The organism is Rubrobacter tropicus, from assembly GCF_011492945.1.
GTDB classification, from domain to species: domain Bacteria; phylum Actinomycetota; class Rubrobacteria; order Rubrobacterales; family Rubrobacteraceae; genus Rubrobacter_D; species Rubrobacter_D tropicus.
In genome coordinates this window covers 1,438,809-1,464,775 of sequence record NZ_CP045119.1, presented here as the reverse complement: position 1 = coordinate 1,464,775, position 25,967 = coordinate 1,438,809, and the positions used below count along the sequence as shown (strand labels likewise).

The following is a 25,967-nucleotide window of genomic DNA, read 5'->3' as shown; positions in this document are numbered from 1 at the left end:
TTGCAACTCCATGTGCGGGATAGTAGGACGTAAACCCCACTCCGTCAATACAATTCCGACACTTTTTATCGGAATTGGTCGCGAGGCGGGTCTCTGCGGGCTATTTGGCGTCCGGGTTGCCCTGGTGACGGATGGCGCGGGCGTAGAGCAGGAGGGCCGGGGAGAGGATGATGGAGGCGACGGTGAGGGCGGTGCGGACGCCTGCCAGGTTGCCTATTGCCCCGATCACGGGTCCGGCGGAGGCCTCGCCGAAGGCTCCGGCCTGGCTGCCCATCGAGATTACGGTGGCCCGGATACCGGGCTCCAACCCCTCGTTGAGCCACGTCAGGTAGAGCGGCTCGGCGAGGGTTCTGGCGAGGCTCGCGAACCAGAACGCCGCCAGCGCGAACGCGAAGCTTCCCGCGAGGGCGAAGGAGAGCGTACCCAGGATCATGCAGGCGTTCAAGACGAGCAGCAGGCGGGCGACGACGGCCGGGTCCCCCACGTTCAGCCTGCGGCCGACGACCTCGGCGGCGAGGTAGCTCAAAATCAAGGCTCCAGCGTTTATGATCCCGAACCAGACCACGGAATCAAGGGCGCCCAGGGACGGGAGCCCGAGGCCGTCCAGAAAGTGCTTCGCGTAGAGGCGGTCGAAGCCCTCCTCGGACATGCCGGTAAAGACGGCGACGGAGAGCAGGATCAGGAGCACCGGACGGGCCCGCACCAGCCGAACCCCGCCCCGCGCCGTGGCCCGCACCTGCTGCAAGGAAGTCCGCCCCTCGCGCGGCGAGGGGTCGAAGTTCCGCTCCGGCATAACGAAAAAGAGCGCGACGGCGAGCCCGACGGTGAGGAAGCCTCCGAGAAGGAGCGGCAGGTTCAGGGCGTAAGTCGCGAAGGCCACGCTAAGGATAACGCCGAGGAGCGATCCCGCGTAATCCGCCTGCTCGCCCCGCAGGTAGACCCGCCCTAGGTTCCGTTCGGGGGCCTCGTCCGCGATCCAGGCTTCCAGGGCCCCGCTGATAAACGTGTACCCAACCCCCCACACCGCCTGCGCCACGAGCACGGCCGCGAAAGTCGGAACGGCACCTTCGAGCGCGAAGCCCGACCCCATCAACAAGAACCCCACGATGACGGAACGCCTCCGCCCGTAGGTGTCCGCGAGCACCCCGGTGGGCACCTCGAAGACGAGCACCGCGACCTCAAGCGCCGTGCCGAGCAGCACGAGCCGCAAGGGGTCCAGGCCCACCTCCTCGATCCTGTAAACGGAAGCCACGGTAGCCCACAACATGAAAAAGAGTGCGAACGCCCCCTTGATACCGAGGTACACCGGATAAGCCCTAAAACCGTTCACAAAGATCCCGCCCTCTTCGCACAAGCCTCGCCGATCCACGGTTCACCACCCGTGGGGCGAAACGCGCCCTTACCAACCTAAAGGCCCGAACCAACCCAGCGCAGAACCGGGCACGGGCTAACGGAAGTACGGCGGAGCCGGAGGGAACCGCACCCCCTCGCCCCCATCTCCACCGCCTACGAAAGAATCGTCATGCCGCCCATCCTACCCCCACCCCGAAACGCCGGTCAAGAAGAGCCCCCCAGCAAAACCAAAAAGCCGACAAGCTCAAAGCGAGGCCTGCGGAGCAGGCCGAAGCGTGCTGAAAGGCGCGAAGCGCCGGGCTGAAAGCGGAGGCGAAGCCGGAGCGGGCTGACAGCTACCTAAACATATCCCTCTCGGGCGGCATGAGCAGGTCTTTTCCCGTGCCGGCGCCCTTTTCGTAGGCGTAGCCGCGGACGATGGCGAGGGGGACACCGTCGGTCTTGCCCATCACGAGCTCGGCGGCGGCGGCGAGTTCGTCGGCGACGGCGAGAACGCTGGCCTCCATCGGGTAGCCGTGCGGGTCGTTCTGGCCGCGGTAGTCGGCCAGCGGGCCCATGCCGGCGACGCCGATGGCGATATCCGTTATGCCGAAGCGCCAAGCCCGCCCGAACGAGTCCGAGACGACGACGGGCGCCTCCACGCCGAGCTTTTGGGCCAGGGCCTCGCGCAGTCTCGCCGCGCTCCTGTCCGGGTCTACCGGGAGGAGGCAGACGGTGTCTTCGCCCGGGACGTTGGAGGCGTCGACGCCGGCGTTGGCGCAGACGAAGCCGTGGTGGGTCTCGGAGATGACGACGCCGCGGTCCATGCGCACGACGCGGCGGCTCTCGCGAAAGACGACCTCGATCTGGCGCGGGTCCTTGCCCCACCGGGCCGCGTACCCCTTCGCCAGGGCGGAGGGCTCGACGGTGTTCAGGTCCACGAGCCGGCCCTCGGCCTTGCTCATGATCTTGTGCGTCACGACGAGGATGTCCCTGGAACGCAAAGTATCTTCCACGGCAGCCGAGATCAGGGCGTCCAGGTCGTCGCCCGGCCGGATCTCGGGAAAGCCCTCGACGGGTACGAGCTGTATCCCCTTCACGGCCGACCCTCTCCCCTGTACGCCGCCAGGTCCCCTGCCGTGTCGAGGTCGAAGGAGATGTGCTGGTTCTCGCAGACCCGCGCCTCCGCGTCCAGGTCGCGGGCCGCCTTCAGGTGCGCCTCGAAGCTGTCGGGGCCGAAGAGGAAGGGCAGGGCGTCCGGCGGCCTGAGGAGCAGGGCGTTCGTGCCGGAGCGGGCGCCGTCGGGCGAGATGACCACCGGCGACCCGTCCGCGGCCTCGGCGAGCACGTCCCTGACGTCTGCGGCCTCGATCAGGGGCAGGTCGGCCGGGAGCACGAGCAGGGCCGAGGCGCCGTTCTTGGTCGCCCACAGGCGGCCTTCCTCCAGGGCCGGGTTCAGGCCCCGGCTCTTCTGCGCGAGCGGCGTGGCGCCGCGCTTGAGGGCCTCGTCCAGCACGATCGGGTCGGGGCTGACCACCCCGACGTTCTCCAGGCCCGCCTCCCGCGCCCGCGAGACGACGCGGCCCATCATGTACAGCGTCAGCCCGGCGCGGGCGGCGGGGTCGAGCACGGGCGCGAGACGGCTCTTGGTGCCGCTCAGGTCCTTTACCGGCACGACGACGTAGACGCCCCGCCTGCGGAGTCCGTCACGCCCGGAGTCCGGCGCCGAAGTCGAGGACCTCCCGCGCGAGCCGCTCGCGGTCCGGACCGGCCCCATGACGGCGTCCGTCACGAGGACGCGCGTCCCGAGTCGCTCGATGTCCTCCCTCTCCCCTCGTCGGCAAGGTCCACGACCATGCCGTCGATGAGGCCCTCGTAAAGGGCTGCGACGCCGGTGGCGGAGACCTCGTGGCCGAGGGACGAGAGCATCCTGTCGGCCGGGCCTTTCAGGGCCTTGCCCCCAACTATCGGGCTGACGGCCACCTTCGGCGCCGGGCGGCGGCGAGCGCCTCGCGCATCCCGGGACCGACAGGATCGGGCCGAGGCTCACCACCGGATTCGACGGACAGAACACGACGACGTCGGCCCCGGCAATGGCTTCGAGGGCCGCTCCGGTTAGCCTGGCGTCCTCTATCCCCTGAGCTCGACGCCGAGTACCTCGTCCCGCTGGCGCCTGCGCACGAAGTACTCCTGGAACTCGAGCAGGCCGGCCGGCGTCTTGAGCACCGTCGAGACCTTCTCGTCGCACATCGGGAGGATGGCGCCGGGGATGCCCAGCGCGCGCGACAACCCGCCCGTCACCCCCGTCAGCGTGTGGCCCGCGCGGAGCCTCTGGGTCCTCAGGACGTGGGTCGCGAGATCCTTGTCGCCGAGCTTGAACCACGTGTCTTCGCCGTAGCCGGCCAGGGCCTCCAGGGCGGCGAACGACTCGCCGGCGAGCCCCCAGCCGGTCTCGGGGTTGGCGACGCCGGCCAGGGTGTACATGACGGTGTCCAGGTCCGGGCAGACGCGCAGGCCCCACGGCTCGAAGTCGTCGGCGGTGTTGACCACCACGGACAGCCCACCGGGTTCCAGGGCGTCTTGCAGGCCGACCGAGAGCTTCGCCCCGCCGACCCCGCCCGCTAGCGCGCATACCCTCACAAGGCGCTACCGCCGGTTCGCTTCATCGCGTATCCGAGGAGGGCGAGCTGGCTGATGGCGTCCCGCATCCTGCCGTCCAGCGCCATCGAGATGGCCTCGTCGAGCGGCACCCGGCGGACGCCGAGGACTTCGGTGCCGTCCGGCTCCTGTTCGCCGGGGACGAGGCCGGTGGCGAGGTACAAGACGGCCCGCTCGTCGGCGACCGAGTTCGAGAGGTCGGCCTCGCCGAGCTTCTCCCAGTTCGCGGCGTCGAGTCCCGTCTCCTCTTTCAGCTCCCGGCGCGCGGCCTGCAGGGGGTCTTCGTGCGCCGGGCAGCCGCCTTCGGGGATCTCCCAGGAGTACCGCCCGAGCGGGTAACGATACTGGCCGACGAGGTAGACGTGGCCGTCCTCGACGGGCAGGACGCCGACGGCGACGTTCTTGTAGTGGACGACGCCGTAGATTCCGGGGTTACCGTCCGGGCGCACCACCTCGTCCTCGCGGACGGAGATCCAGGGGTTCTCGTACACCGCCCTCGACCCGAGCACCCGCCACGGGTTGAACGTCTCGTCCGTGCTCACGCGGCCTCCGGGCACGCGGTCTCGTTTCTATGCTGGAGCATCGCCCTCCGTGCTCTGGTCCGTTCCGGGTTGCTATCTTAGCATCGCCTGTGTTCGGGCCGGCCCAGCTCGTAGCGGTACTCGTCGCTGGACGCGCCCTTGAAGTGGTCGGCGTCCCTCCGGAGGGCGACCCGCCGGAAGCCGAGGGATTCGACCAGCGCGACGGACGCGGCGTTGCGGGTGTCTATCTCCGCCACGACCACCGAGACCCCGTAATCATCGAACAGGTGCGCGAGCAGACGTCCGCAACCCTCCGCCGCGAAGCCCCTCCGCTGACATGCAACGAAGACCATGTAGGCGACAAAGGCGGCCCCGTCCTCCTGCACCGTTGCCTCCAGAGTACCGGCGTATCGTCCGGTCTCCCTTTCGCGCGCGGCCCAATTCAGCCAGGCTTCGCTCCCGTCGGGGGAGCGTCGCGTGGACAGCTTCCGGTAGCGATCTTCGAGCGCCCGCTCGGAGGCAGGAGGATCCTGCGGAATGAACGTGTAGAGCCGGCTGTTCAGCAGGGGTTCGTAGAGGATGGCGGCGTGGGCCGCGGTAAGGGGTTCGAGGAGAAGACGCCGCGTCTCGAGCACCTTCTCGGGGGAGATCAGGCGTATCCTGTCGCTTGGCATCGGGTCCTTCGGGTCGAGTCTGATCCAGACCGGCGTCTGCCGCGCCTGCTATCTTAGCATCGTGGATTTTCGGTTCGGAGAACATCACTTCGCGGTGCCCACGCCCCGTTAGCGCCGTGGAGATCCTGGTCGCAGACGCTTTCGAGAACCCCGAGGACGGGTTCGGGCTGCAGCAGGCGGTGCTGGAGGAGGTGGCATCCGGGGAGCGCGGCCAGACGGCCCTGATCTGGTCCTCCTCCCCCTACGTCGGCGCGACGAGACCCGAGACACGCCTCCCCGGCTTCGCGCGGGCCGCGCGGTCCGTCGAAGACCTCGGCTTCCCGGTCCTCGTCCGAAACTCGGGCGGCGGGGCGGTGGCGGCGAACGAGGGCTCGCTCTCTTTCTCCCTGACGGTGCCCGTGGAAGACCTCAGGCACGGGCTCTACGAACGGTACGCGGAGGGTGTGGATCTCGTGTCTTCGGCACTCCGGAGGGTCGGGGTGGAGGCGGAGGGCGGGGAGGTGGATGGGGAGTTCTGCCCCGGCGCGTACTCCGTGAGGAGCGGCGGGCCGCGGGAGTCAAGCACGCGGGGCTGGCGCAAAGGGTGACCAGGAGGTCGGCGCGTCTCGAAGCCCTGATCCTGGTGGAAGACACGGCACCCGTCCGCGCGGCGCTCGCGCGTTTCTACGGCGGCCTCGGTCTGCCGTTCCGGCCCTCGGGGTGGCCGATCTGCCCGCGGAGTGCCGGACGTGGTCGATGCTCTTGTCGGGAGGTGCGCGGGCGCTACGGGGCGGAAGAGGGCACCGTGGGTTCGGGGACCGTGGAGAAGGCCGTGGCCCTGCGGGAGAGGTGGCGGTTCATCCCGGAGTCCGGGTCTTCGCTGTGAGGTAGAGTCTCGCCGTGCCGGAGTTCGTATTCAACTCGTTCGTAACGCTGCTGGTGGTGATCGACCCGCTAGGGCTTGCCCCCATCTTCGCGGCGCTCACCCGCGGCTACCCCCAGAAGCGCAAGCGGGAGACGGCCATCAGGGGGACCTTCCTCGGGACCATTATCCTCCTGATCTTCGCCCTCGCCGGGGACGTCCTTCTCTCGGCTCTGGGCATAGGCATCCCGGCGTTCCGCATCGCGGGCGGCGTGCTCCTCTTCCTCCTCTCGCTCGACATGGTCTTCGCGAGCCCGGCCGGCCTCCGGTCGCGGACGGTGCGGGAGCAGGAGGAGGACGACTTCGGCCAGGACGTCTCGGTCTTCCCGCTCGCCATCCCGCTTCTCGCCGGCCCGGGCGCCATAACGACGGTCCTGCTCTACACGGGCGAGAGAAGCCCCGCAGAGCTCGGCGTCTTCATCACCGTACTCCTCTTCGTCCTTCTCCTCACGCTCCTCTCACTCCTGCTCGCCCCCCGCATCATGGGCCTCTTCGGCGAGACCGGCGCCAACGTCCTCTCCCGCGTGCTCGGCGTCCTCCTCGCGGCGCTGGCCGTCCAATTCGTACTGGACGGGCTTCAGGCCAGTTTGGCCTGAAGCCCGTCAGCACGCCTGCTACGCAGGCTTTCAGCACGCTCCGGCTTCGCCTCCGCTCGTCAGCCTGTCAGCATTCCAGCTTTTTTGTTTTGGCTGACGGGCTGAGAGCGAGGGCCGCAAGGCCCGACGCGTGCTGACGGGCTGACCAGCTTTCTAGATATACTGCTGGTATGCCTGTCGAGCCTGTCGTTATCGTGGGTGGTGTTACGCAGTGGCCGGGGAGTTACCGGGGGTTGGCTGACGTGTTGGGCGGGATGTCGGGGCGGGGGTGCACGTCGCCCCGATAACGCCGCTGGATTGGGTTGCGGGGTATTACCGGGGTTCGGGCAGTTGGTGTTCGAGGTGGCCGGGGCGGTGGACCGGGCTTTGCTCGAGAGCGGGGCGAAGAAGGTGGTGCTTGTCGGGCATTCGGCCGGGGGTTGGCCTGCCGGGTATTTATCGGGGGGAGCCGCCTTACGGGGGACGGCGGTATTCGGGGCACCGGCGGGTGTCGCGCCTGATCACGCTCGGCACGCCCCACGCTTCCCCGCCCGGCGGAAGGTTTGCGGGGCCGATCTCGCGCGTAAACGACCTCTTTCCCGGCGCCCTCCATGAGGGCTCTGGCCTGCGCTACCTCTCAGTGGCCGGCGCCGCGGCGGACGGGGCCTCCTCCAAGAAGGCCCGCCGGCGCTACGAGGGCTTCGTCGAGGACGGGAGGACCATGGGGGACGGCGTCGTGCCCGTGGAGGCGGCCTTGCTGCCCGGTTCGAAGACGCTGGTCTTGGAGGGAGTCCACCACAACCGCAGGCTGGGGCGCTGGTACGGGTCGGACGCGGAGACCGTGGCGGGGTGGTGGCCGGAGGAGCTGCTTGCGAGGGGTTTCCTTGTGGGAGGGGCGGGCGCGTAGTAGCCTCCAGAAGTTCGGCAGAAGAGAAGGGAACCAGATGCCGCCCGAGGGCCGTCACAGAGCAGGAAACGAATATCCCTGGGAGACGCTCGGGGCCGATGCCGACGCGCTCAGGAAGGCCATGGGCCACTTCCCGACCGGGGTGACGGTCGTGACCAGCGGGCAAGGGGAGCGGGCCGAGGGCATGACGGCGAACGCCGTGGTCTCGGTCTCCCTGGATCCGCTGCTCTTCCTGGTCAGCGTCCACAAAGACGCGCGGCTCAACGGCCGCATCAGGGAGGAGGGCCACTTCGCCGTCAGCCTGCTCGCCGACGACCAGGAGGGCCTCTCCAGGCTCTTCTCCTCGCCCGAACGGTCGAGCGGCCCGCAGGCCGAGCACTCCCTCGGCGGCGGGTACGGCTCTACGGGAGACCCGCTCGCGGCCGGGGCCCTGGCCGCCATCGAGTGCGAGTTGGCCGAGGTCTACGCCGGGGGCGACCACGACCTCTTCCTGGGGCGCGTGGTCGGGGTGAAGCTCGGTGACACGCGCAAGGGCCCGCTCGTCTTCCACGAGGGAGACTACCCGACGCTCTCCTCCAGGGCGCGGGCGGAAGAGACGGGGGCCTTCATGGACTCCGTCAGGGGCTTCGACGCCCGCATCGGCCGCCGAAGCCGCCGCTAGATGTTCCGCCGCTCCCTCCTTCCCCTCGTCAGGCCCCGACCGGCCGACGAACCGGGCCTCGTCTACGACGAGGGGGTCGAGGAGAACGGAGTGATCCTGTCGGGCAGGACCCGACTCCCCGCCACCGGCGAGACCTACCCCGTAAAGAACGGCTACCTGGACCTCCTCAAGGGAAGCCTCGGCGGGAGCAACGTGGCGAACCTGACCAACTTCCTCCCGGGCGCCGGGCGCGGCTACGAGCCGCTGTGGAGGGTCCGTTCCCTGAACCTGCTCACCGGCGAAGACTTCCCGAACGAACGCGAGCTGGGGATCATCGCCGAAAAGGCAGGCCTCGATCGCGGCGGCCTCTACCTCGACCTCGGTTGCTCGGCGGGCCTCTACACCCGAAATTTGGCCCGCGCCCTGGGCGACTCGGGGGACGTGGTCGGGCTCGACATCTCCCCATCCATGCTGAAAGAGGCCGCCCGCCGCGCCCGGAACTCCGGCGTCTCCCCCTCTTTTGTCCGGGCCGACGCGGCCTCGCTCCCCTTCGCTGACGCCTGCATGACGGGCGCCGTCTGCGGCGGCACCCTGAACGAGCTGGGAGACCCGGCCCGCGTCCTGCGCGAGACCCGCCGCGCCCTCGAACCCGGCGGCCGGCTCGCCGTCATGGGCATCCTCAAAGCCACGACCCCGAACGGCCGCCGTCTCCAGCGCTTCCTCTCCACGGGCGGCATCCAGTTCTTCGATCCAGAAGAACTCACAGAACTCCTGGACACCGCCGGCTTCGAACCGGACCCATTGGAGACCCACGGCGCCGTCTTCTTCGCCGCGGCCACGCGCCGGTAAGGTTTCAGGCTACAGCCGTCAGCGCGCTACGGCCTGTCGGCCTCCGCTCTCAGCTTTCAGCTCTTGGTTTTTGCTGATGGCTGATCGCTGACAGCTCTCAACTAAAACGCGACTCCGCAGCGCAGGATCACGTTCGAGAACGGCGTCGCCTCGCCGGTTCGGACCACGAGCTTCGCGCCTGCGGACATGCGCTTCAGGTCGTGGTGGGAGACCAGCCCGAGGTCGGGCAGTACCTCCTGCAAGAGATTGCCGGCGTCGGGGTTTTCCTTGATCTCCTCGGCCGCGGTGGCGCCCTCGACGACTATCTCTTCGAGCAAACCGAAGAGCACGGTCCCGAAGGACGGCACGCCGAAGCGGAAGGCGAGGTCCACGACGGACGGTCCCGGCGGGATCGGAAACCCCGCATCACAGACCACGACCAGATCGGTGTGCCCGAGCCCGGCAAGCTCCCCTGCGAGCCGCGCGTTTATGATGCCCCCGCGCTTCATAGAGCCTCCAGAATATCGGGCGTGGGCAGGGCGCCCTGCGCGCCCTCCTTCGTAACGGCGGCGGCGCCGGCCCTGACGGCGTATGCTACGGCCTGTTCCAGCGTATCTTCCCTGGCGAGCCGGAACGCCAAAGCCCCGACGAAGGCGTCGCCGGCGCCCGTGGTATCCACGACCTCGGCCCGCGGGGCGGGAACGTGTCTTGTGGCTCCTTTTTCGGCGAGGACGGCGCCGTCGGCCCGACCGTGACGACGGCTGACCTCGGGCCGAGCGAGAGCAGCCTCGGGCGGCGTCCAACGCGCCGTCCACCCCTCGACCTTCTCGCCGAGCAAGAAAGCGGCTTCGTGCTCGTTGACGACCAGGGGGTCCACGCCCTCCAGCACGGCCCGGGGCACCTCGAAGGGCGGCGCCAGGTTGATAAGCATGCGCGTCCCCTCCTCCCCGGCCACCTCCACGGCCCGCCTGACCGTCTCCCTGGGTATCTCCATCTGGGCGACGAGGACGCGCGAGCCCCCGATCGCCCCCCTGGCGTCCTCCACGTCTTGCGGGGTGAGGCTCCGGTTCGCGCCGGGGGCCACGGTGATGGCGTTCTCCCCATCCGCCGTGACGGTTATGAAGGCCGTGCCCGTGGACGTGCCTTCGGATTCTTCCACGAGACTCGTATCCACGCCCTTGTCACCGAGGGCCCGCACCAGCGGGTCGCCGAACCCATCGTCGCCGACCCGTCCCAAAAACACCACGGAAGCCCCCAGAAGGGCGGCCGCGGCCGCCTGGTTCGCCCCCTTACCCCCGTTGTGGGTAGAGAGCACGGCGTCCGTAACGGTCTCGCCCGGCCTCGCGCGGCGCTCGACCTTCAAGACGAGATCCTGGTTGATTGAACCCATCACGAAAACGTCGGCCATTTTAGCTATCAGCTTTCAGCGGTCAGTCTTCAGCTAAACCGAAAAAAGCTGAAGGCTGAGAGCGGAGGCCGCCAGGCCGGAGCGCGCTGACGGCTGAAAGCTTCTTCACCTGCGCCTGAGGGCCAACTGCCGGACGATTATCGAGGCGATGGTGAGGGCCGCGGCGCGGGCGAGGCCCTTGAGGACCGCTTCCATCACGTCGTCTTTGACGCCCCTGCGTTCGGGGATTTGCTCTCCTATGAACTTCGTCAGCGGGCGGGCCAGTATCTGGGAGCCCACTATGCCAAGCACCGTCACCAGCATCTTCTGCGTCCCGTCGCTCATGCCTCCCCTTTCCGGCCGTTCGGGTTCCCCGAGGCCGCGGTATTGCCGCGCCCGGTCCAGGCCCGCCACCGTTAGCTCGTAGTCCTGCCCGCCGCCGGTGGACGGGTCGCCCGCGGCCCGGACGTATCCCTGGTCCACGAGGTATCTTATGGCGACCTCGTCCTCGGTGGATCCCGGGTCGATACCGGCCTTCGGGGCCGCGCCCTTGTCGGCCTCCCCGGGTACCACGACCGGGACGGGCTCGTAGAGCTTGCCGCCGGAGAGGTCGTGGATCGCCGCCAGCAGCCTCATCGCCGCGTCTTGTACCGCGCTCTCAGACAAACTCGGCTCCTCCCGCCGGCCTACTGTCCGCCCCCGGAGCGCCGCTCCAGCTGGGCTTCGATCCTCTCCAGGCGCTGCTCCAGGCGGTCGAGCCGCCCATCCGTCCGCTCCCTGTGCTCCCGCATGCGCTCCCTGAGATCGTCCATCCCGCCGGGCCTGTCCCCGGCCCCGCCGCGGTCGCCGGGCCTGTCGCGTCCTTCGCCGCGCCCGCGGCCCTGACCGCGGCCACCGGGCCCTTCCCCGTCGCCCCTGCGCCTCTGACCCATCCTACCTCCGTCGTCGTTTGCGCCGTCGCGACAGACGTACCCCGCCCCGGCCCGGCCTAACCCTGCCCGCGGCGTGAGAGGGCGGGTCTGGTGTGTAGAATAGCGGCCCACAGGCAGCGTCTTCGAGGCAGGATGTAGAGAGAGCGAAACTTGCAGGGAAGCGTCGTAGACAACCGGTACGACATCGCGCGACCTCTGGGCAGCGGGGGCATGGGAGAGGTGTACCTGGCCCACGACATGACCCTGGGCCGCGACGTCGCCCTGAAGCTGCTCAGGAGCCAGTTCGCCAACGACAGGGAGTCGGCCGAGCGTTTCAAGCGCGAGGCCCTGAGCGCCGCCAGGCTCTCCCACCCGAACATCGTCCAGGTCTACGACCGCGGGGACACTGAGGATGGCACCTCGTACATAGCCATGGAGTACGTCCCCGGCGGCACCCTCAAGGACCGTATAGTTCGGGACGGCCCGCTCGACTCGGAGGCCGCGGCCTCGTTCGGCTACCAGGTGGCGGGGGCGTTGGGGGTCGCGCACTCAAGGGGCGTGGTCCACCGGGACATCAAGCCCCAGAACGTCCTGATCACGGCCTCGGGCGAGGCGAAGGTTGCCGACTTCGGCATCGCCCGCGCCGCCTCGGCCACCACCGACTCCCACACGAAGACGGGCACGGTGATGGGTACGGCCGGCTACATGTCCCCGAGCAGGCCCTCGGCGAGTCGGCGACCCCGAAGAGTGACCTCTACTCTTTGGGTGTCGTCCTCTACGAGGCCGTCACGGGCAGGCTCCCCTTCACGGCCGAGAACCCGATAGCCGTCTCCATGAAACACGTCAACGAGGTGCCCCGCCCCCCGCGGGAACTCAACCCCGACGTCTCCGACGGCATGAACGCCGTCATCTTGAAGCTTTTGGCCAAGGACCCGGCCAACCGCTACGCCGACGCGGACGAGCTCGCCGAGGACCTCCTGCGGGTGCGGCGCGGGGCGCCGCCCGTCGTCGCGGCGGTGCCGGGAGGGGCGAAGACCGTCAAGGCGCCCCCACCCGGCAGGCCCGCCCCGACCACCCGCCAGCCGGCCGCGGTCCGATCGCGGAGAAGACGAACCCGGGGACCGTTGATCCTCGGGCTGCTCCTCCTGCTTTTGGGCCTGCTCGGTATGGGCTGGGCCCTGGCGCAGGGTCAGGGGACAGGGGGCGGGGCCGTCGAGGTCCCCTCCGTGGAAGGGCTTGCGAGGGACGAGGCGGTCTCGCGCCTCCAGGACGCCGGCTTCAGGGCGGAGATCCAGACGCGCCAGAGCGGAGAAGAGGACTCGGGAGTCGTGGTCGACCAATCCCCCAACGGCGGCGGGAGGGCTCCCGAGGGCTCGACCGTGACACTGACCGTCGGCGCCGGCGCCCGGACCGTCTCCGTGCCTGAGGTCAGGGATCTGGGCTTCGCGGACGCCGAGGCAGAGCTCACGAACGCCGGCCTGGTGGTGGGCGAGACCTACGACGTGCCGAGCGACGTCGCCGCGGGGGTCGTCCTTGAGCAGGGCATCGCGGCCGGCAGCGAGGTCGAAGAGGGCACGGCCGTGAACCTCGGTCTCAGCACGGGCCCCGCGCCGACAACCCCGTCCCCGTCGGACGCCTCCGCCTCCCAGCAGCCTGATGGCGGCGCCTCCGCGGACCCGGCCTCCGCCTCGGCTTCGGCCCGGCCGAACGCGGACGCCGGAGAGGCGCAGAAAGATGCGCAGAAGGAGGCCAGGGAAGCCGCCAGGGAGGCGCAGAAAGAGGCCAGGGAAGCCGCCAAAGACAGGGCCGAAGAGATCAGGAAAGAGGCCGAGGAATAGGATGCGCCCCCTACCGGTTCGTCCCCGGTAGAATGGTCCGAACGTTGTAGCTGCGTAGGACGGGAGGAGCGGGGATGAAGGCGATCAGGGTGAACGAGCACGGCGGACCGGAGGCTCTGTCGTACGAGGACGTGGACGTGGCGGAGCCCGGCCCGGGCCAGGCCCGCGTCAGGCTCGCTGCCTCGGGCGTCAACTTCATAGACGTGTACATGAGGACCGGGATCTACCCCGGCGAGACCCCATTCACCCTCGGGCTCGAGGGCGCGGGCGAGGTCGAGGCCGTCGGCGAGGGCGTCGACGAGGTCTCCGTCGGCGACCACGTTGCCTGGGCCGGCGTGCCAAGCTCTTACGCCGAACAGGTCGTCGCGCCCGCGGACAAGCTCGTCCCCTTCAACGTCACGATGGTGGAGGCGCGGGTCGCCGCGGCCATCATGCTCCAGGGGATGACCGCCCACTACCTCACCCACAGCACGTTCCCGCTCCAGGAGGGCCAGACGGCCCTCGTTCACGCCGCGGCGGGCGGCGTCGGCCTGCTCCTCTGCCAGATGGCCAAGATGCGCGGGCGCGGGTCATTGGCACCGCCGGCACCGAGGAGAAGGCCGCGCTCGCGAGGGAGGCGGGGGCCGATGAGGTGGTCCTGTACAGGGAGAAAGACTTCGCCGAAGAGACGAACCGCATCACCGGCGGCGAGGGTGTCGACGTGGTCTACGACTCCGTCGGCAAGGACACCTTCGACAGGTCTCTGGATTGCTTGAAGACCCGGGGCTACATGGTCCTCTTCGGGGGTTCGAGCGGGCAGGTCCCCCCCTTCGACCTGCAGGTCCTGAACCAGAAGGGCGGCCTCTACGTGACCCGCCCGGCCCTCGCCCAGTACACCCGCACCCGCGAGGAGCTTTTGTGGCGGGCGGAGAGCCTGTTCTCCTGGATCGGCCAGGGCAACCTCGACGTTCGCATCGGCGGCACCTACGCCCTCGAAGACGCCGCCCGGGCCCACCGGGACCTCGAAGGGCGTAAGACCACGGGCAAACTCATCCTGATCCCGTAACATGCCCCTCAAGATAGACGCGGGCCTCGGCACCGAGGGCGACTACCTGAAGGGCATGGACCGGACGGCCCGCGCCGCCGAGGACCTCGGCTTCGCGGGCCTCTGGACCAGCGAGACAAAACACGACGCCTTCCTCCCGCTCGCCGTCGCCGCCAACGAGACCGAAAAGATAGACCTCGGCACCTCCGTCGCCATAGCGTTCTCCCGCTCGCCGATGGCGACCGCCCAGACCGCCTGGGACCTGCAATCCCTCTCCGAAGGCCGCTTCATTTTGGGCCTCGGCACCCAGGTAAGGGCCCACGTCGAGCGCCGCTTCTCGATGCCCTTCGACAAACCGGCCAGCCGCCTGCGCGAGTACATCCTCGCGCTGCGCGCGATCTGGGAGTCTTTCCAGACAGAAGGCCGGCTAAAGTTCGAGGGCGAGTTCTACAGGCACACCCTGATGACGCCCTTCTTCAACCCCGGCCCCATAGAACACCCCCGGATCCCCGTCTACATAGCCGGCGTCAACACGAAGCTCGCGCGCCTGGCCGGCGAGCTCTGCGACGGCTTCCACGTCCACCCCTTCCACTCCCCCGAGTACGTCCGGCAGACGGTAAAGCCGGCCATGGCGGAGGGCGCGCGGGCGGCGGGCCGCAATTCCGACAGCGTGGAGCTCGCCACTAGCGTCTTCGTCGTCTCGGGCGAAAACGAGGAAGAGGTTTCGGATCAGCGCGAGTCCGTGCGGGCCCAGATCTCCTTCTACGCCTCCACCCCGACCTACCGAACCGTCCTCGAAGCCCACGGCTGGGAGGAAGTCGGCGAGAGGCTCGGCGGGCTGGCGCGGGAGAAGAAGTGGCGCGAGATGCCTTCCCTCATCACCGACGAGATGCTCGAAGCCTTCGTCGTCGAGGCCGTGCCGGAAGAGATCGGAGCCGTCCTCGGCGAGCGCTACGAGGACCTCATCGACCGCGTCGCGCTGTACGTCCCATTCGTGCCCGGCGAGAGGGACGACTTCTGGCGGCGCGTGATCCAATCTACCCCGGGAAAGTCCGTCGCCCCGTGACCAACGTGCCGGATAACGACCCCAAGCGAGCGGGTAAGCACGACTTCTGGGGTTGGGTCCTCTTCGTCGTCTCCGCGCTGTTCTTTATAGCGTCGAGCATCCGAACCGGGGACGTAGTCGCCCTGCTCGGGGGGGTGTTTTTTCTTCTCGCCTGCGCGGTCTTTATCGCTTCCTACGTGGGTACCCACAAAGGCTGAGCCCGTCCTGGACTTTGGTCGCCCGCCGTGGACGTGCCGGTGTCCTACCTCGCGTTCCCCAAGGGCGCGGCTACGGTTTCAGGACGCACTTGATGGCGCCGTCCTGCTTTTTCTGGAAGATCTCGTACCCCAAAGGGGCGTCTTCGAGCGGCATCGTGTGGGTCTTGAGGTCCTCGACGCCGAGGACGTCTTCGTCCGTGAGCAGCGGGATGATTTCGTCGGTCCACTGGCGGACGTTCGCCTGGCCCATCCGGATCTGTATCTGCATGTCGAAGAGGTCGCCTAACGGGAAGGCCTGTATGGGTCCGGCGTAGACCCCGGACAAGGAAAGCGTCCCGCCGCGCCGGATGGAGGACATCGCAGCGCGCAGGGCGGTGGCCTTGTCGAGTTGCAGCTTCGTGGTCTGGAGGAGGGAGCCCACGGCGGAGCCAGAAGCCTCCATGCCGACGGCGTCTATGGCGGCGTCGAGGCCGCGGCCGTCCGTGAGGTCCAGGATCACGTCCCGCACGTTCTCGACCGCGGAGAAGTCCAGGGTCTGGACCCCGTGCCTTGATGCCATCGCCAGCCGCTCGGCCACCCGGTCTATCCCGATAACGCGGCCTGCGCCCTGGTGGAGCGCGATCCTGGCGCTCATCTGGCCTATGGGCCCGAGGCCCCAGATCCCGACCGTTCCGCCTTCCGGCACGTCCGCGTACGCCACGGCCTGCCAGCTCGTCGGCAACACGTCGGAGAGGTAGAGGAACCGCTCGTCGGCCGGCCCCTCCGGCACCTTTATCGGGCCGAAATGGGCCTGCGGGACGCGCAGGTACTCGGCCTGACCGCCCGGGACGGCCCCGTAGACGTGGGTGTAGCCGAACAGGCTCGCCCCGCGTCCGCGCCCGAGCAGGTTCACGCCCTGGGCCAGCTTGCCCGTGTCGCGGGTCGTCTCGCACTGGGAGTAGAGGTCCTGGTCGCAGAAATAGCAGTCGCCGCAGCTTATGTTGAAGGGGATGACTACCCTGTCGCCGGGGGAGATGTGCTCGACCTCCCTGCCGACCTCCTCGACTATCCCCATCGGCTCGTGTCCTATGATGTCCCCCTCGCGCATGAGTGGGGACAGCTTGGAGTACAGGTGGAGGTCCGAGCCGCAGATGGCGGTCGAGGTGATGCGGACTATGGCGTCCGTCGGCTCCTGGATTATGGGGTCGGGGACGTTGTCCACCCTGACGTCTTCCTTGCCGTGCCAGACTACGGCTTTCACGGCTCCCTGCCTCCCACCCCCGTCAGAAACTCGCGGATGCGGAAGGGCCCGCCCGTCTTCGGCGAAAGGGGCGGCGTTTCGAGGCCAGCCCCGCTCCGCAGGCCCTCGAGCATGTCCAGCAGGGTCTCGTCGGCAGAGAATTGCGGCGCCCAGCCGAGATCCGCGCGGGCTTTTTGGGTGGACATGATCGGGACCTGCCGCGAGAGATCCAACCACCCCGGCGGCACCGGCTGCAGCCTGAGGCGCCAGGAGAGGTCCGCGCCCGCCCTGGCCAGCCGCGCCGGAAACGGGACGGGCCTGGCGTTGAGTATCCGCCCGATCTCCGCCGCGTCCAGGACCGGCTCGGCCGCGAGGTTGTAGGCCCCCCGCGCCTCCTCGTTGAGGATGGCGAGCCTGAAGGCCTCCCCCACGTCGTAGGAGTGGACGACCTGCGAGCGCAGGTCTTCTATCTCCGGCACCAGGTTGATGAGGCTCGGGTTGGCGAGCAGGTTCGGGAAGAACGGCCCCGCGAACAGGCGCCGAACGCCCTCGGCCGCCTCGCGCTTGAAGACGAGGCCGGGGCGCATCCTGGTGACCCGCACCCCGGGGGATTCCTGTTCGAAGCGGTCCAGCCTGCGCTCGACCTCCGCCTTGTGGCGGCCGTAGTACGAGGTCGGGATGCCGCCCGTGGGCCAGCCCTCGTCGACGGCCCGGTCCTTGGGTCCGGGCGAGTACGCCCCGACGGAAGAGGCGTAGTGGAAGGCGGGTACGCCGGCCTCGGCGGTAGCCCTCGCCACGCGGGTAGTGCCTTCGACGTTCGTCATCCACTGCCTGTTCAAGTCTCTAGAGGGTTGGATGATCCAGGCCAGGCAGACCACCGCGTCGGCCTTCCGAAAGTGCGGTGCGAGATCGTCGTTCACGACGTCAGCCGCCGTCCACTCCACCTTCGGGATCGTGAGGTCCGGCCTCCTGCGCGCCAGCCCGAGAACGGACTCGACCCGCGGCTCCGTCGAGAGCGAGCGCAGCACGCTCGTTCCGACGTTTCCCGTTGCCCCTACCACGACGACCCTCATGTACCGGGCTTTACCCCCACCACCCGCCCGCGAAACGCGGCGAAGCGCGATGTTGTACCATCGCCCGGACCGTATACGGGAAGGGAGCGTCATGCGCGTACTGGTAACGGGTGCGAGGGGCAAGGTCGGTCGGGCGACGGTGGCGGCGCTGCAGGGGGCTGGCCACGACGTGCGGGCGACGGACATCCTGCCGCCGGTCTTCGAGCGGGCCGACGAGGGCGAGGCCGACTACTACCAGGCCGACCTCACGGACGCCGGCGACGCCTTCGCCGTGGTCCGGGGCGCCGAGGCGGTGGTTCACGCGGCCGCCATTCCGGAGCCCACGAAGAACCCGCCGCACGTGGTGTTTCAGAACAACCTCATGTCCACCTTCAACACTCTGGAGGCCGCGATCCGATTCGGCGCCGGCAGGTTCGTCAACCTGTCTAGCGAGACCGTGCCAGGGTTCTTCTTCCCCGAGAGGCCCTTCCTGCCCGACTACGTGCCGGTCGATGAGGAGCATCCCATCAGGCCCCAGGACCCTTACGCGACGGCCAAGCACTTCGGTGAGCAGCTAATGGACGCCGCCTTGCGGCGCTCGGACATCCGGTGCATCTCCATAAGGCCATCCTGGGTGCAGCACGAGGGCAACTACGAGCGGAACCTGGGGCCCATGATCCGGAACGAATCCGAACTGAGCCCGAGCCTCTGGAGCTACATAGACGTCTACGACCTGGCGGACGCCATAGTCCTCGCCGCCGAGAGCGACCTCCCCGGCCACGAGGTCTTCTACATAGCCTCCCCCGACAACGTGGGCTCCCGCCCCTTCGAGCAGGCCGTCCGCGAACACTACGGGGACAGGGTAGAAGTAAAGACCCCCCTCCCCCGCGAAGACGCCTCCGGCATCTCGGTGGAAAAGGCCCGCCGCATGCTCGGCTACGATCCGAAGCGCTCGTGGAGTGACTACCTGGATCAGCGCGGGAGGTTGAAGCAGGGCGTGAGCGGTCTATTTAGCTGATCCGCCCGCTCCGGCTAACGCCTCCGCTTGTCAACACGCTGCGCCCTATGGGCTCCGCTTTCAGCACGCGTCGGGCCTGCTCCGCAAGCCCTCGCTTTCAGCTTGTCAGCTTTCGGCCGTGCAACGCGCTACTGGGCGGCGCCACGCGAGGCGGTTCGAGCGTCGAGAGAGACGACGCTCTAAGACGACTGGCTGACTGCTGAGAGCGAGGCGAAGCCGAAGCGGGCTGAGAGCGGAGGCCTTAGGCCGGAGCGGGCTGACTAGCTCTCCTCTAGCGTCGGCTCGGGGTTCCGGGAGGCCTCCACCGTGGTGACGTTGTAGCCCGCGTTCTCCAGCGCCTTGACTATGCCCGATGGGTTCGTGGTTTCGAGGCGGAGGACTATCAGGCGGTTGCTGGCGCGTCCCGCCGGGGAGAGGAAGACGCCGCCTATGTTGACTTTCTTTTCCCGGATGACGTCGGTCACGTCGGCCAGTTGGCCCGGCTCGTTGGGGACCTCGACCTCGACCCAGCTCCCGCGGTCGCGCGCGCCGACGAGCTCGATGAGGGTCTGCATCATGTCCGAGGAGGTGATGATGCCGACGAGCTCGCCGTCGGCGACGACGGGGAGGCAGCCGATCCTGCGGTCGTTGAGCTCCCTGGCGGCGTGGTCGATGGTGTCCAAGGGGTGGATGGTCGCGAGCCCCGTGGTCATGATGTCCCCGAGTCGGCTCCAGTTGAGCGCGTCCCGCTCCCCGGTCGAGCCGCGCGGCGGGCTCGTGTCCCTGAGGTCCCTGTCCGAGACGAGCCCGACCAGCCGTCCCTCGTCCACCACGGGCAGGTGCCGGATGTTCTTCTCCCGGCACAGGCGCCACGCCTCCGCCGCGCTCGCGTCCGGCCCCAGAGTAACGACGTCCCGCGTCATGGAATCTCTTACCCGCAGCATAGACTCACCCTTTCCCTCGCATCCCGCACGTTCTGTGCGCAGCTTACCAGAACCCGGCCGACCGGCGGGCGTGGTCGAGCACCTCGCGGGCCGTTTCGGGGACGGATCTTGCGGTAGTGTCAACGACCGACCGGTCCCCGCCACACTCCCGTCCCATGACCCTGGACTGCCCGATGGAGCGCGGCGCCTGGTGGCCGTAGCCGGATCCCACCTCCCGGCGTCGGACCCGCTCCAGCAGGGCATCCTCGGAAGCGTAAAGACGGACCGCGACGATGCGGGCCTCCGGTATCGCTTCGCGGATATTCGCGAGCTCGTCCGAGAGGGAGACGGCGACCATCGTCAGGATCAGGCGCGGGGCGCCGGCATCGCGGAGGTTCGACCACACGGCCGCCAGGTTCCTCCGGGTCAGGTCCGTCTTGTGGGGATCACCGCCCGGCGGCGGGTAGACGCGGTCCAGCTCGTCGGTGTCGATCATGGCGTGGGCGACGTCCGCCGCCTGGAGCTGCCGGCAGACCTCGTGGGCAACCGTGGTCTTGCCGACTCCTCCTGGGCCGGTTATGAGGAGCGTGGGTACGGTGCCGGCTAACCCCAGACGTTCTCAGCCGTCTGGACGATTGCCCGGAGCTTTCGCTCTTCGTCTTCGACGCCCAGGGCGTTGCCCACGACGGAAGTGGCGAAGCCGCACTGGGGGCTGAGCGCGAGCCTTTCGAGCGGGACGAACCGCGACGCTTCGCGGATTCGCGCTTCGAGTTCTTCGGGTGTCTCGGGCCTGCCGGATTTCGTGGTGACGAGGCCGAGGACGGCCGTCTTGTCCTCAGGGACGTGGGCGAGGGGCTCGAAGGTGCCGCTCCGCTCGTCGTCGTACTCGAGCATGAGACGGTGGGCATGGACGTTGGCGAAGAGGGCCCTGGCGAGCGGCTCGTAGGAACCGGAGACGAGCCAGCGGCTCCCCTGGTTGCCCCGGCACAGGTGGAAGGCGAAGGTGACTCCCGGGTGGTCGCCAATGACGTGGTTGTCGAGTTCGACGCCGCGGGACATCCAGCGCTCAAAAGGCCAGCCCCGCTCCTCGTAGAAGCGGCGCGTCTTCGGGTCGAGCAGCAGCGGGTAGTGCGGCGCGTCGAGCTGGATATATTCGGCGCCGAGGCGGACCAGCTCTTCCACCTCTTCGCGCAGGATCTCCGCGACGTCTTCGAGGAAGAGGTCCAGGGTGGGGTACGCCTCCTTCGACAGCTCGGGCGACCAGAGGTTGGCGTACATGCTGGGGCTCGGGATCGTCACTTTTATGGTCTTCTCCGTGCGCGCCCTGGCGTAGACGAACTCCTCGGCGCAGAGGTGGCGGCGCCTGCGCAGCGGGCCCACGACGCCGAGCTCCGGGGGGCGCTCCGTGCGCCTGTCCCCTACCGCCTCGTCGCCGTGCCAGTCGCCCCAGAGCCAGGCTTCGATGGTGTGGCCCGAAAAGCCCTCGACCGCCTCGACGAGCTGGCTCTGGAAGGACTCGCGGCGCATCTCGCCGTCCGTCACCACGGGGAGGCCCGCGCGTTCCTGCAACGAGATGGCCCAGTCCACCGCCCGGTCCTCGGCCCGCTTGAACTCGGGCGCGGTCATCCCCCCGGCCGAGTACCGTTCCCGGGCCTCGAGCAGCCCGGGCGGCCTGAGCAGGCTCCCCACGACGTCGGCGCGGATGGTCTCCCCGGCCATAAGAGGGCTCATCTAGCGTGCGGCCCCGACGATGTCCACGTCCTCGCAGTCCCGGGCCACCCGGTCGACGGCGTGGGCGATCACCCGATCGTTGCCCGGGCCGCAGGCGATGGAGTCCGACTCGAACGGCAGGGAGGGCGGTCCGGGTCCGAAGCCGGGGATGCCGATGACGTCGTTCCCCTCGCCGCCGAAGAAGGCGTCCACCCCGGCGTCGTCCAGCAGGACGTCGTTGCCGGGTCCGCCGTGGATCTCGTCCTTGCCCGGGTTGCCCCCGAAGGTGTCGTTCCCGAACCCCCCACGAAGCACGTCGTCGCCCGCGTGGTCTCTAAGGGTGTCGTCGCCGGCTTCGCCCCTGATCAGGTCGTCGCCGCCCCTGCCGTCGAGCGAGTCCTTCCCGCTCCCTCCGAGGAGCGTGTCGGGCCCGTTGGTGCCAACGAGGTCGTCCACGCCCGGCGTCCCGTGCACGACCGCGGCGAACGCGGCCCCGCCGCCGAAGGCGAGCAACCCCGCCGTCAGCGCGGCAAAAAACATCATACGCCCCATCCTGCTCCTCCCGAAAGACGGACCACGAACCGCCTACAGGTTAGCACGCCTGCTTTGCAGGCTTTCAGCCCGGCGCTTCGCGCCTCGTCAGCACGCTTCGGGCCTTGCCAGGCCCTCGCTTTCAACTTGTCAGTCAGTCGTCTGTACACGTCACGCCCAGCGACACCCGAAACGCTTCGCAAGTCGCTACCCGGTTGCGCCCCGCACGGCTGAAAGCTGACAAGCTGAAAGCGAGGACTGCGAAGCAGGCCGAAACGTGCTGAGAGCGGAGCCCGAAGGGCGCAGCGTGCTGACAAGCTCTATCCGTATGTCTGTTCTGTCTGTACCGTCCCGTCCTGCTTGTAGACGAGGAGCTGGCTCGGGACGCGGTTTCCGGCGAGCTTTTTGGCCTTGGAGACGGCCTCGTCTTTGCGGTCGTGGACGCTCGTGGCGCGGGTGGCGCCCTCGGTTCGGACCTCCCAGGTCCCGTCGTCCCGGGCCGTCACCGTGTAGGTGGTCCTGTCCGCGCTTCTCTGTATCGTGCGGCCCTCGGCCTCGAGGTCCGCACTCCCTGACATCATCCCGGCCGTCTCGGTCAACTGGCCCGTGATCCTGTCCCCCACCTTCTCGCCGCTGCTCTTCTTCTTTTTGCCCACCGCGATGCCCACCTTTCTTGCGCCAATCGTTGCCTTCAAGGGGTTGGACGTTTGCGGGCGGCGGGATCGTTACACCTCCGCCGGTGGGTCAGGGGCTGAGGACGAACCCACTGCCCGCCCGGTCGTATACCCGAAACCGTGGTTTCTGTAAGATGGAAACCGGGTCGAAAAACCGGCGAAGGAGCGCTCCTATGGTCCCCGTGGACCGCGAAGATCCAACCTACGGGCTGCGCCATTCCGCGGCCCACGTGATGGCCCAGGCCGTCACCGAGATGTTCCCGGAGGCGAAGCTCGGGTGGGGGCCGCCGCACGACCGCTTCGAGAACGGTTTCTACTACGACTTCGACCTTCCGAGCCCCCTGACGCCAGAGGATTTGCCGGAGATCGAGGGGCGCATGCGCCGGATCGTGCGGGAAGACCACCCGTTCCGCCGCCGGGTCCTCAGCGCCGACGAGGCTCGTGAACTGTTCGAAGACCAACCGTACAAGCTCCAGACTATCGAGGATCTGGCCGAGGGCAAGGACGAGTACGGCGAGGCCCGCCCTGGCGCCGTTATCTCAACCTACGGGCAGGATACGTTCGAAGACCTCTGCCTGGGCCCCCATCTCGAACGCACCGGCCAGATCCCCCCGGACGGCTTTAAGCTGCTTGACGTCTCCGGGGCGTACTGGCGCGGGAGCGGGGAGAACCCGATGCTCCAGCGCGTCCACGGCACGGTCTGGCCCGGCAAGGAGGAGCTGGAGCGCTACCTGTGTCGGCGCGAGGAAGAGGAGAAGCGCGACCACCGCCGCCTCGGGGCCGAGCTCGACCTGTTCAGCATCAGGCCGGAGGTCGGGCCGGGCCTTGCCCTCTTCCACCCCAAGGGCGCGCTGGTAAGGGTGCTGATGGAGGACTACTGGCGCGAGAGGCACCGGGCCGGGGGCTACGACTTCGTTTTTACGCCCCACGTCGGGCGCTCCGGCCTCTGGGAGACGAGCGGGCACCTGAAGTGGTACGCGGAAGGGATGTACCCGGCGATCGGGGTCGAGGACGAAAGGTACTACCTCAAACCCATGAACTGCCCGTTCCACATGCTGATCTTCAACAGCCGTCCCCGAAGCTACCGCGACCTGCCCCTGCGCTTCGCGGAACTGGGCACCGTCTACCGTTACGAGCCCTCGGGCACCCTGCGGGGCCTGCTGCGCGTGCGCGGCTTCACCCAGGACGACGCCCACCTGTTCTGCCGCCCCGACCAGATGTACCAGGAGATCGACCGCGTCCTCGGGTTCTGCCTCTCGTTTTTGGCCGCCTACGGCTTCGAGGAGCCGGAGATGGAGCTGAGCGTCCACGACCCGGGGATGCCCGAGAAGTACGCGGGCAGCGAGGCCGACTGGGAGGTGGCGGAGTCCACGCTTGCCGCGGCCCTGGAGGCGCGCGGGCTTCCGTACAGGCGCGTCGAAGGCGAGGCGGTCTTCTACGGCCCGAAGATAGACATAGGTATCCTCGACACTCTGGGCCGCCGCTGGCAGGCTTCCACCATCCAGTTCGATTTCAACCTGCCCGAGAGGTTCGACCTGACCTACGCGGGCGAGGACAACAAACCGCACCGCCCCTACATGGTGCATCGCGCGCTGTACGGCTCCATCGAGCGCTTCTTCGCGCTCCTGATCGAACACCACGCGGGGGCCTTGCCCGTCTGGCTGGCACCGACCCAGGCCACCGTCATCCCGGTCTCGGACCGCAACCTGGACTACGCACGCGAGGTGAGCGACGAGTTGGCAACCGCCGGCCTCCGGGCCGAGGTCGACGCCCGCCCGGAGAGGATGAACGCCAAGATCCGGGACGCCCAACTACAGAAGGTCCCGTACATGCTCGTCGTCGGCGACAGGGAGGAAGAAGCCAGAGGCGTCAGCGTGCGGCTCCGCACGAACGAAGACCGGGGCATGACCGACCTGTCCTCCTTCGTGAGTCACATCCAGGAGATCGTCGAGGCGAAGACCGGCCTGTAAAACGCAAACGCGCGACGGCCCCGTGCGATGCCGCCCACCGCCGCAGCGGGGCGAGCGAGTGAAACCTATACATCCCCCGTAGAGCGGACACGCTGCCGCGGTTCCGGGCGTCTTGACAGGCGTCCCGAAGCTGCGTACCATGCCGTAGGAAATGCATCGTGTTACGATGCATCGAGAGACAGAGCGACGCAGAGGGGTGGTGTCATGGGTGGTGGGGAAGTGCCAGGGGAACGCTCGGGCGATCCGGGGGACCTTCTGCCCCTGACGTCCGTGGCGCTGAACGTCCTGTTGGCGCTGGCCGACGGGGAGCGCCACGGATACGGGATCATGCTGGAGGTCAGGGAGAGGACCGGCGGGAGGGTGCGGCTGGGGCCGGGCACGCTCTACGGGGCGATCAAGCGCCTCAAGGAGGGCGGCGTGATCGAGGAGTCCGGGGAGAGACCCGACCCCGGCGAAGCCCCGGACGACGGGCGGCGCCGCTACTACCGCCTCACCGGCTTCGGCGGCGAGGTCCTGGCGGCGGAGGTCGAAAGGCTCGACGGCCTGGTGCGCGCCGCGCGGGAGAAGGGCGCCTTCCCCGCGCCGAAGCCGAGCCCGGAGGGGGCGTAGTGGCCCCTCCGGGGGGACCGCGCCCGGGAGGGCGCGAACGCGCCGTGGGGGTCTCGGGGCGGGCCTACCGGTCGCTCCTGCGGGCCTACCCACGCGGGCTTCGAGACGAGTACGGCGACGAGATGGTCCGCCTTTTTCGGGACCTGTGCCGCGAGGAGTTGGAGGACGGCGGCGGCCTGGGCCTGGCGGCGTTGTGGGTTCGCACCCTGCCGGAGTTGCTCTACACCGCGCTCAAGGAGAGGAGCACCATGTCGGCCAGAAACGCGTACCGATCCGTCGGCGGTCTTGCGCTCGCGACGGCGTTCATATTGTTGCTGCCCTTGTTGGCGGAATGGGCCTGGGATTTGGCCGATTTCGTTATCGCCGGCGCCCTCATCTTCGGCACCGGTCTCACGTACGTGCTGGCAGCGAGGAAGGCCGGTAATATCGCGTACCGGGCCGCCGTCGGCGTCGCGCTCGCGGCGGCATTCATGCTCGTCTGGATCAACCTGGCCGTTGGCGTCATCGGGTCTGAGGACAACCTTGCCAACTCGATGTACGTCGGGGTGCTCGCCGTCGGGATCATCGGCGCGATCGTCGCGCGCTTCAGGCCGCGCGGGATGGTACGCGCGTTGCTCGCGACGGCGCTCGCTCAGGCGTCGGTCGCCGGGATCGCGCTGATCTTCGGGCTGGGCTCCCCGTGGAGCCCGCCGGCAGAGATCCTGGCCCTCAACGGGTTCTTCGTCGCGCTGTTCGTAGGATCGGCGTGGTTGTTCCGGTACGCCGCGCGGCGGCAGACTCCCGCGGGCGCGGCGCCGGAGGGTTGACCCGCGCGCCGGCGGTC

Annotated in this window: 31 protein-coding genes and 2 pseudogenes; 15 read left to right on the top strand and 18 right to left on the bottom strand. The window is 68.6% G+C overall.

All coding sequences use genetic code 11. The features are described from left to right. Positions 1–100: 100 nt before the first annotated feature. The 7 genes from GBA63_RS07150 to GBA63_RS07125 form a co-directional block, all read right to left on the bottom strand. Positions 101–1,330 carry an MFS transporter gene (locus GBA63_RS07150; RefSeq protein ID WP_166174764.1) on the bottom strand — a complete coding sequence of 410 codons (1,230 nt, stop codon included), beginning with the start codon at positions 1,328–1,330 and terminating at the stop codon, positions 101–103. 358 nt (positions 1,331–1,688) lie between these two features. Continuing rightward, positions 1,689–2,423, bottom strand: coding sequence for a coenzyme F420-0:L-glutamate ligase (cofE, locus tag GBA63_RS07145; RefSeq protein WP_166179906.1), 735 nt, complete (start codon positions 2,421–2,423; stop codon positions 1,689–1,691). Positions 2,424–2,428: 5 nt separating this feature from the next. Further along, entirely contained in the window at positions 2,429–3,124 is a 696-nt protein-coding gene (gene cofC / locus GBA63_RS23545; RefSeq protein ID WP_228282494.1) for a 2-phospho-L-lactate guanylyltransferase, read from the bottom strand. Beyond that, positions 3,121–3,315 carry a CofD/YvcK family protein gene (locus GBA63_RS23540; protein WP_228282651.1) on the bottom strand — a complete coding sequence of 65 codons (195 nt, stop codon included), beginning with the start codon at positions 3,313–3,315 and terminating at the stop codon, positions 3,121–3,123. Before GBA63_RS23540 ends, cofC begins: the two co-directional genes overlap by 4 nt. 147 nt (positions 3,316–3,462) lie before the next feature. Next, the gene (locus tag GBA63_RS23130) at positions 3,463–3,972 is read right to left on the bottom strand and encodes a 2-phospho-L-lactate transferase CofD family protein (RefSeq protein WP_207957123.1); all 510 of its coding nucleotides are present in this window, start codon (positions 3,970–3,972) and stop codon (positions 3,463–3,465) included. Then, positions 3,969–4,532 (bottom strand): NUDIX domain-containing protein, encoded by a 564-nt coding sequence (locus tag GBA63_RS07130; RefSeq protein ID WP_166174760.1) that lies wholly within the window; start codon positions 4,530–4,532, stop codon positions 3,969–3,971. The genes GBA63_RS23130 and GBA63_RS07130 overlap by 4 nt, the downstream gene beginning before the upstream one ends. A gap of 77 nt (positions 4,533–4,609) precedes the next feature. Beyond that, positions 4,610–5,185, bottom strand: coding sequence for a GNAT family N-acetyltransferase (locus GBA63_RS07125; protein ID WP_166174758.1), 576 nt, complete (start codon positions 5,183–5,185; stop codon positions 4,610–4,612). 116 nt (positions 5,186–5,301) lie between these two features. Between GBA63_RS07125 and GBA63_RS07120 the strand changes: the two genes are divergently transcribed. The 6 genes from GBA63_RS07120 to GBA63_RS07095 all read left to right on the top strand — a co-directional run bounded on the left by GBA63_RS07120 (position 5,302) and on the right by GBA63_RS07095 (position 9,057). Then, on the top strand, positions 5,302–5,772 hold the full coding sequence (locus GBA63_RS07120) for a lipoate--protein ligase family protein (RefSeq protein WP_166174756.1): 471 nt from the start codon (positions 5,302–5,304) through the stop codon (positions 5,770–5,772). Continuing rightward, complete coding sequence (locus tag GBA63_RS07115) at positions 5,769–6,050, top strand: hypothetical protein (protein WP_166174754.1); 282 nt, start codon at positions 5,769–5,771, stop codon at positions 6,048–6,050. The genes GBA63_RS07120 and GBA63_RS07115 overlap by 4 nt, the downstream gene beginning before the upstream one ends. Positions 6,051–6,064: 14 nt before the next feature. Next, entirely contained in the window at positions 6,065–6,682 is a 618-nt protein-coding gene (locus GBA63_RS07110; protein WP_166174752.1) for a MarC family protein, read from the top strand. A 397-nt stretch (positions 6,683–7,079) separates the two neighbouring features. Then, positions 7,080–7,568, top strand: coding sequence for a hypothetical protein (locus tag GBA63_RS07105; protein WP_166174750.1), 489 nt, complete (start codon positions 7,080–7,082; stop codon positions 7,566–7,568). A 37-nt stretch (positions 7,569–7,605) separates the two neighbouring features. Then, complete coding sequence (locus GBA63_RS07100; protein WP_166174748.1) at positions 7,606–8,229, top strand: flavin reductase family protein; 624 nt, start codon at positions 7,606–7,608, stop codon at positions 8,227–8,229. Then, positions 8,230–9,057, top strand: a complete 828-nt coding sequence (locus tag GBA63_RS07095; RefSeq protein ID WP_166174746.1) for a class I SAM-dependent methyltransferase — start codon at positions 8,230–8,232, stop codon at positions 9,055–9,057. It abuts the gene before it with no gap. 101 nt (positions 9,058–9,158) lie between these two features. On the opposite strand, the gene rbsD is transcribed toward GBA63_RS07095, so the two are convergent. The 4 genes from rbsD to GBA63_RS07075 form a co-directional block, all read right to left on the bottom strand. After that, entirely contained in the window at positions 9,159–9,545 is a 387-nt protein-coding gene (gene rbsD / locus GBA63_RS07090; RefSeq protein WP_166174744.1) for a D-ribose pyranase, read from the bottom strand. After that, positions 9,542–10,444 (bottom strand): ribokinase, encoded by a 903-nt coding sequence (locus tag GBA63_RS07085; RefSeq protein WP_166174742.1) that lies wholly within the window; start codon positions 10,442–10,444, stop codon positions 9,542–9,544. The genes rbsD and GBA63_RS07085 overlap by 4 nt, the downstream gene beginning before the upstream one ends. Positions 10,445–10,549: 105 nt before the next feature. Continuing rightward, complete coding sequence (locus GBA63_RS07080) at positions 10,550–11,089, bottom strand: hypothetical protein (RefSeq protein ID WP_166174740.1); 540 nt, start codon at positions 11,087–11,089, stop codon at positions 10,550–10,552. A gap of 20 nt (positions 11,090–11,109) precedes the next feature. Next, on the bottom strand, positions 11,110–11,355 hold the full coding sequence (locus GBA63_RS07075) for a hypothetical protein (RefSeq protein WP_166174738.1): 246 nt from the start codon (positions 11,353–11,355) through the stop codon (positions 11,110–11,112). Positions 11,356–11,505: 150 nt separating this feature from the next. Between GBA63_RS07075 and GBA63_RS07070 the strand changes: the two are divergent. From GBA63_RS07070 to GBA63_RS07050, 5 genes and pseudogenes are all read left to right on the top strand, one after another. Beyond that, a pseudogene (locus GBA63_RS07070) lies at positions 11,506–12,224 on the top strand (protein kinase domain-containing protein); the annotation flags it as partial. 6 nt (positions 12,225–12,230) lie between these two features. Then, positions 12,231–13,172 (top strand): PASTA domain-containing protein, encoded by a 942-nt coding sequence (locus GBA63_RS07065; protein ID WP_407690834.1) that lies wholly within the window; start codon positions 12,231–12,233, stop codon positions 13,170–13,172. A 74-nt stretch (positions 13,173–13,246) separates the two neighbouring features. Next, a pseudogene (locus GBA63_RS23125) lies at positions 13,247–14,217 on the top strand (quinone oxidoreductase family protein). A gap of 1 nt (position 14,218) precedes the next feature. Then, on the top strand, positions 14,219–15,262 hold the full coding sequence (locus GBA63_RS07055; protein WP_166174732.1) for an LLM class F420-dependent oxidoreductase: 1,044 nt from the start codon (positions 14,219–14,221) through the stop codon (positions 15,260–15,262). Continuing rightward, entirely contained in the window at positions 15,259–15,459 is a 201-nt protein-coding gene (locus GBA63_RS07050) for a hypothetical protein (protein ID WP_207957119.1), read from the top strand. The genes GBA63_RS07055 and GBA63_RS07050 overlap by 4 nt, the downstream gene beginning before the upstream one ends. 70 nt (positions 15,460–15,529) lie before the next feature. Here the strand turns inward: GBA63_RS07050 and GBA63_RS07045 are convergent, their stop codons facing one another. Next, complete coding sequence (locus GBA63_RS07045) at positions 15,530–16,699, bottom strand: zinc-dependent alcohol dehydrogenase (protein ID WP_166174730.1); 1,170 nt, start codon at positions 16,697–16,699, stop codon at positions 15,530–15,532. Further along, on the bottom strand, positions 16,696–17,739 hold the full coding sequence (locus GBA63_RS07040) for an NAD-dependent epimerase/dehydratase family protein (protein WP_266096297.1): 1,044 nt from the start codon (positions 17,737–17,739) through the stop codon (positions 16,696–16,698). The genes GBA63_RS07045 and GBA63_RS07040 overlap by 4 nt, the downstream gene beginning before the upstream one ends. Positions 17,740–17,842: 103 nt before the next feature. On the opposite strand from GBA63_RS07040, the gene GBA63_RS07035 reads away from it, so the two are divergent. Next, on the top strand, positions 17,843–18,748 hold the full coding sequence (locus tag GBA63_RS07035) for an NAD-dependent epimerase/dehydratase family protein (RefSeq protein WP_166174726.1): 906 nt from the start codon (positions 17,843–17,845) through the stop codon (positions 18,746–18,748). Positions 18,749–19,008: 260 nt separating this feature from the next. Here GBA63_RS07035 and GBA63_RS07030 read toward each other — a convergent pair whose 3' ends face one another. The 5 genes from GBA63_RS07030 to GBA63_RS23120 form a co-directional block, all read right to left on the bottom strand. After that, positions 19,009–19,671 carry a CBS and ACT domain-containing protein gene (locus tag GBA63_RS07030; RefSeq protein ID WP_166174724.1) on the bottom strand — a complete coding sequence of 221 codons (663 nt, stop codon included), beginning with the start codon at positions 19,669–19,671 and terminating at the stop codon, positions 19,009–19,011. A 43-nt stretch (positions 19,672–19,714) separates the two neighbouring features. Beyond that, entirely contained in the window at positions 19,715–20,230 is a 516-nt protein-coding gene (locus tag GBA63_RS07025) for an AAA family ATPase (RefSeq protein WP_228282492.1), read from the bottom strand. A 23-nt stretch (positions 20,231–20,253) separates the two neighbouring features. Then, entirely contained in the window at positions 20,254–21,369 is a 1,116-nt protein-coding gene (locus GBA63_RS07020; protein WP_166174722.1) for a cobalamin-independent methionine synthase II family protein, read from the bottom strand. Between the two features lie 12 nt (positions 21,370–21,381). Continuing rightward, positions 21,382–21,912, bottom strand: coding sequence for a calcium-binding protein (locus GBA63_RS07015; RefSeq protein WP_166174720.1), 531 nt, complete (start codon positions 21,910–21,912; stop codon positions 21,382–21,384). 299 nt (positions 21,913–22,211) lie between these two features. Beyond that, positions 22,212–22,547 carry a DUF2188 domain-containing protein gene (locus GBA63_RS23120; protein WP_207957118.1) on the bottom strand — a complete coding sequence of 112 codons (336 nt, stop codon included), beginning with the start codon at positions 22,545–22,547 and terminating at the stop codon, positions 22,212–22,214. A gap of 191 nt (positions 22,548–22,738) precedes the next feature. Here GBA63_RS23120 and thrS point away from each other — a divergent pair, with 191 nt between their 5' ends. From thrS to GBA63_RS06995, 3 genes are all read left to right on the top strand, one after another. Then, positions 22,739–24,535, top strand: a complete 1,797-nt coding sequence (thrS, locus tag GBA63_RS07005) for a threonine--tRNA ligase (RefSeq protein WP_207957117.1) — start codon at positions 22,739–22,741, stop codon at positions 24,533–24,535. Positions 24,536–24,739: 204 nt separating this feature from the next. Further along, entirely contained in the window at positions 24,740–25,144 is a 405-nt protein-coding gene (locus tag GBA63_RS07000) for a PadR family transcriptional regulator (protein ID WP_166174716.1), read from the top strand. Between the two features lie 44 nt (positions 25,145–25,188). After that, positions 25,189–25,950: a hypothetical protein gene (locus GBA63_RS06995; RefSeq protein WP_207957116.1), complete on the top strand. Its 762-nt coding sequence runs from the start codon at positions 25,189–25,191 to the stop codon at positions 25,948–25,950. Positions 25,951–25,967: the final 17 nt, after the last annotated feature.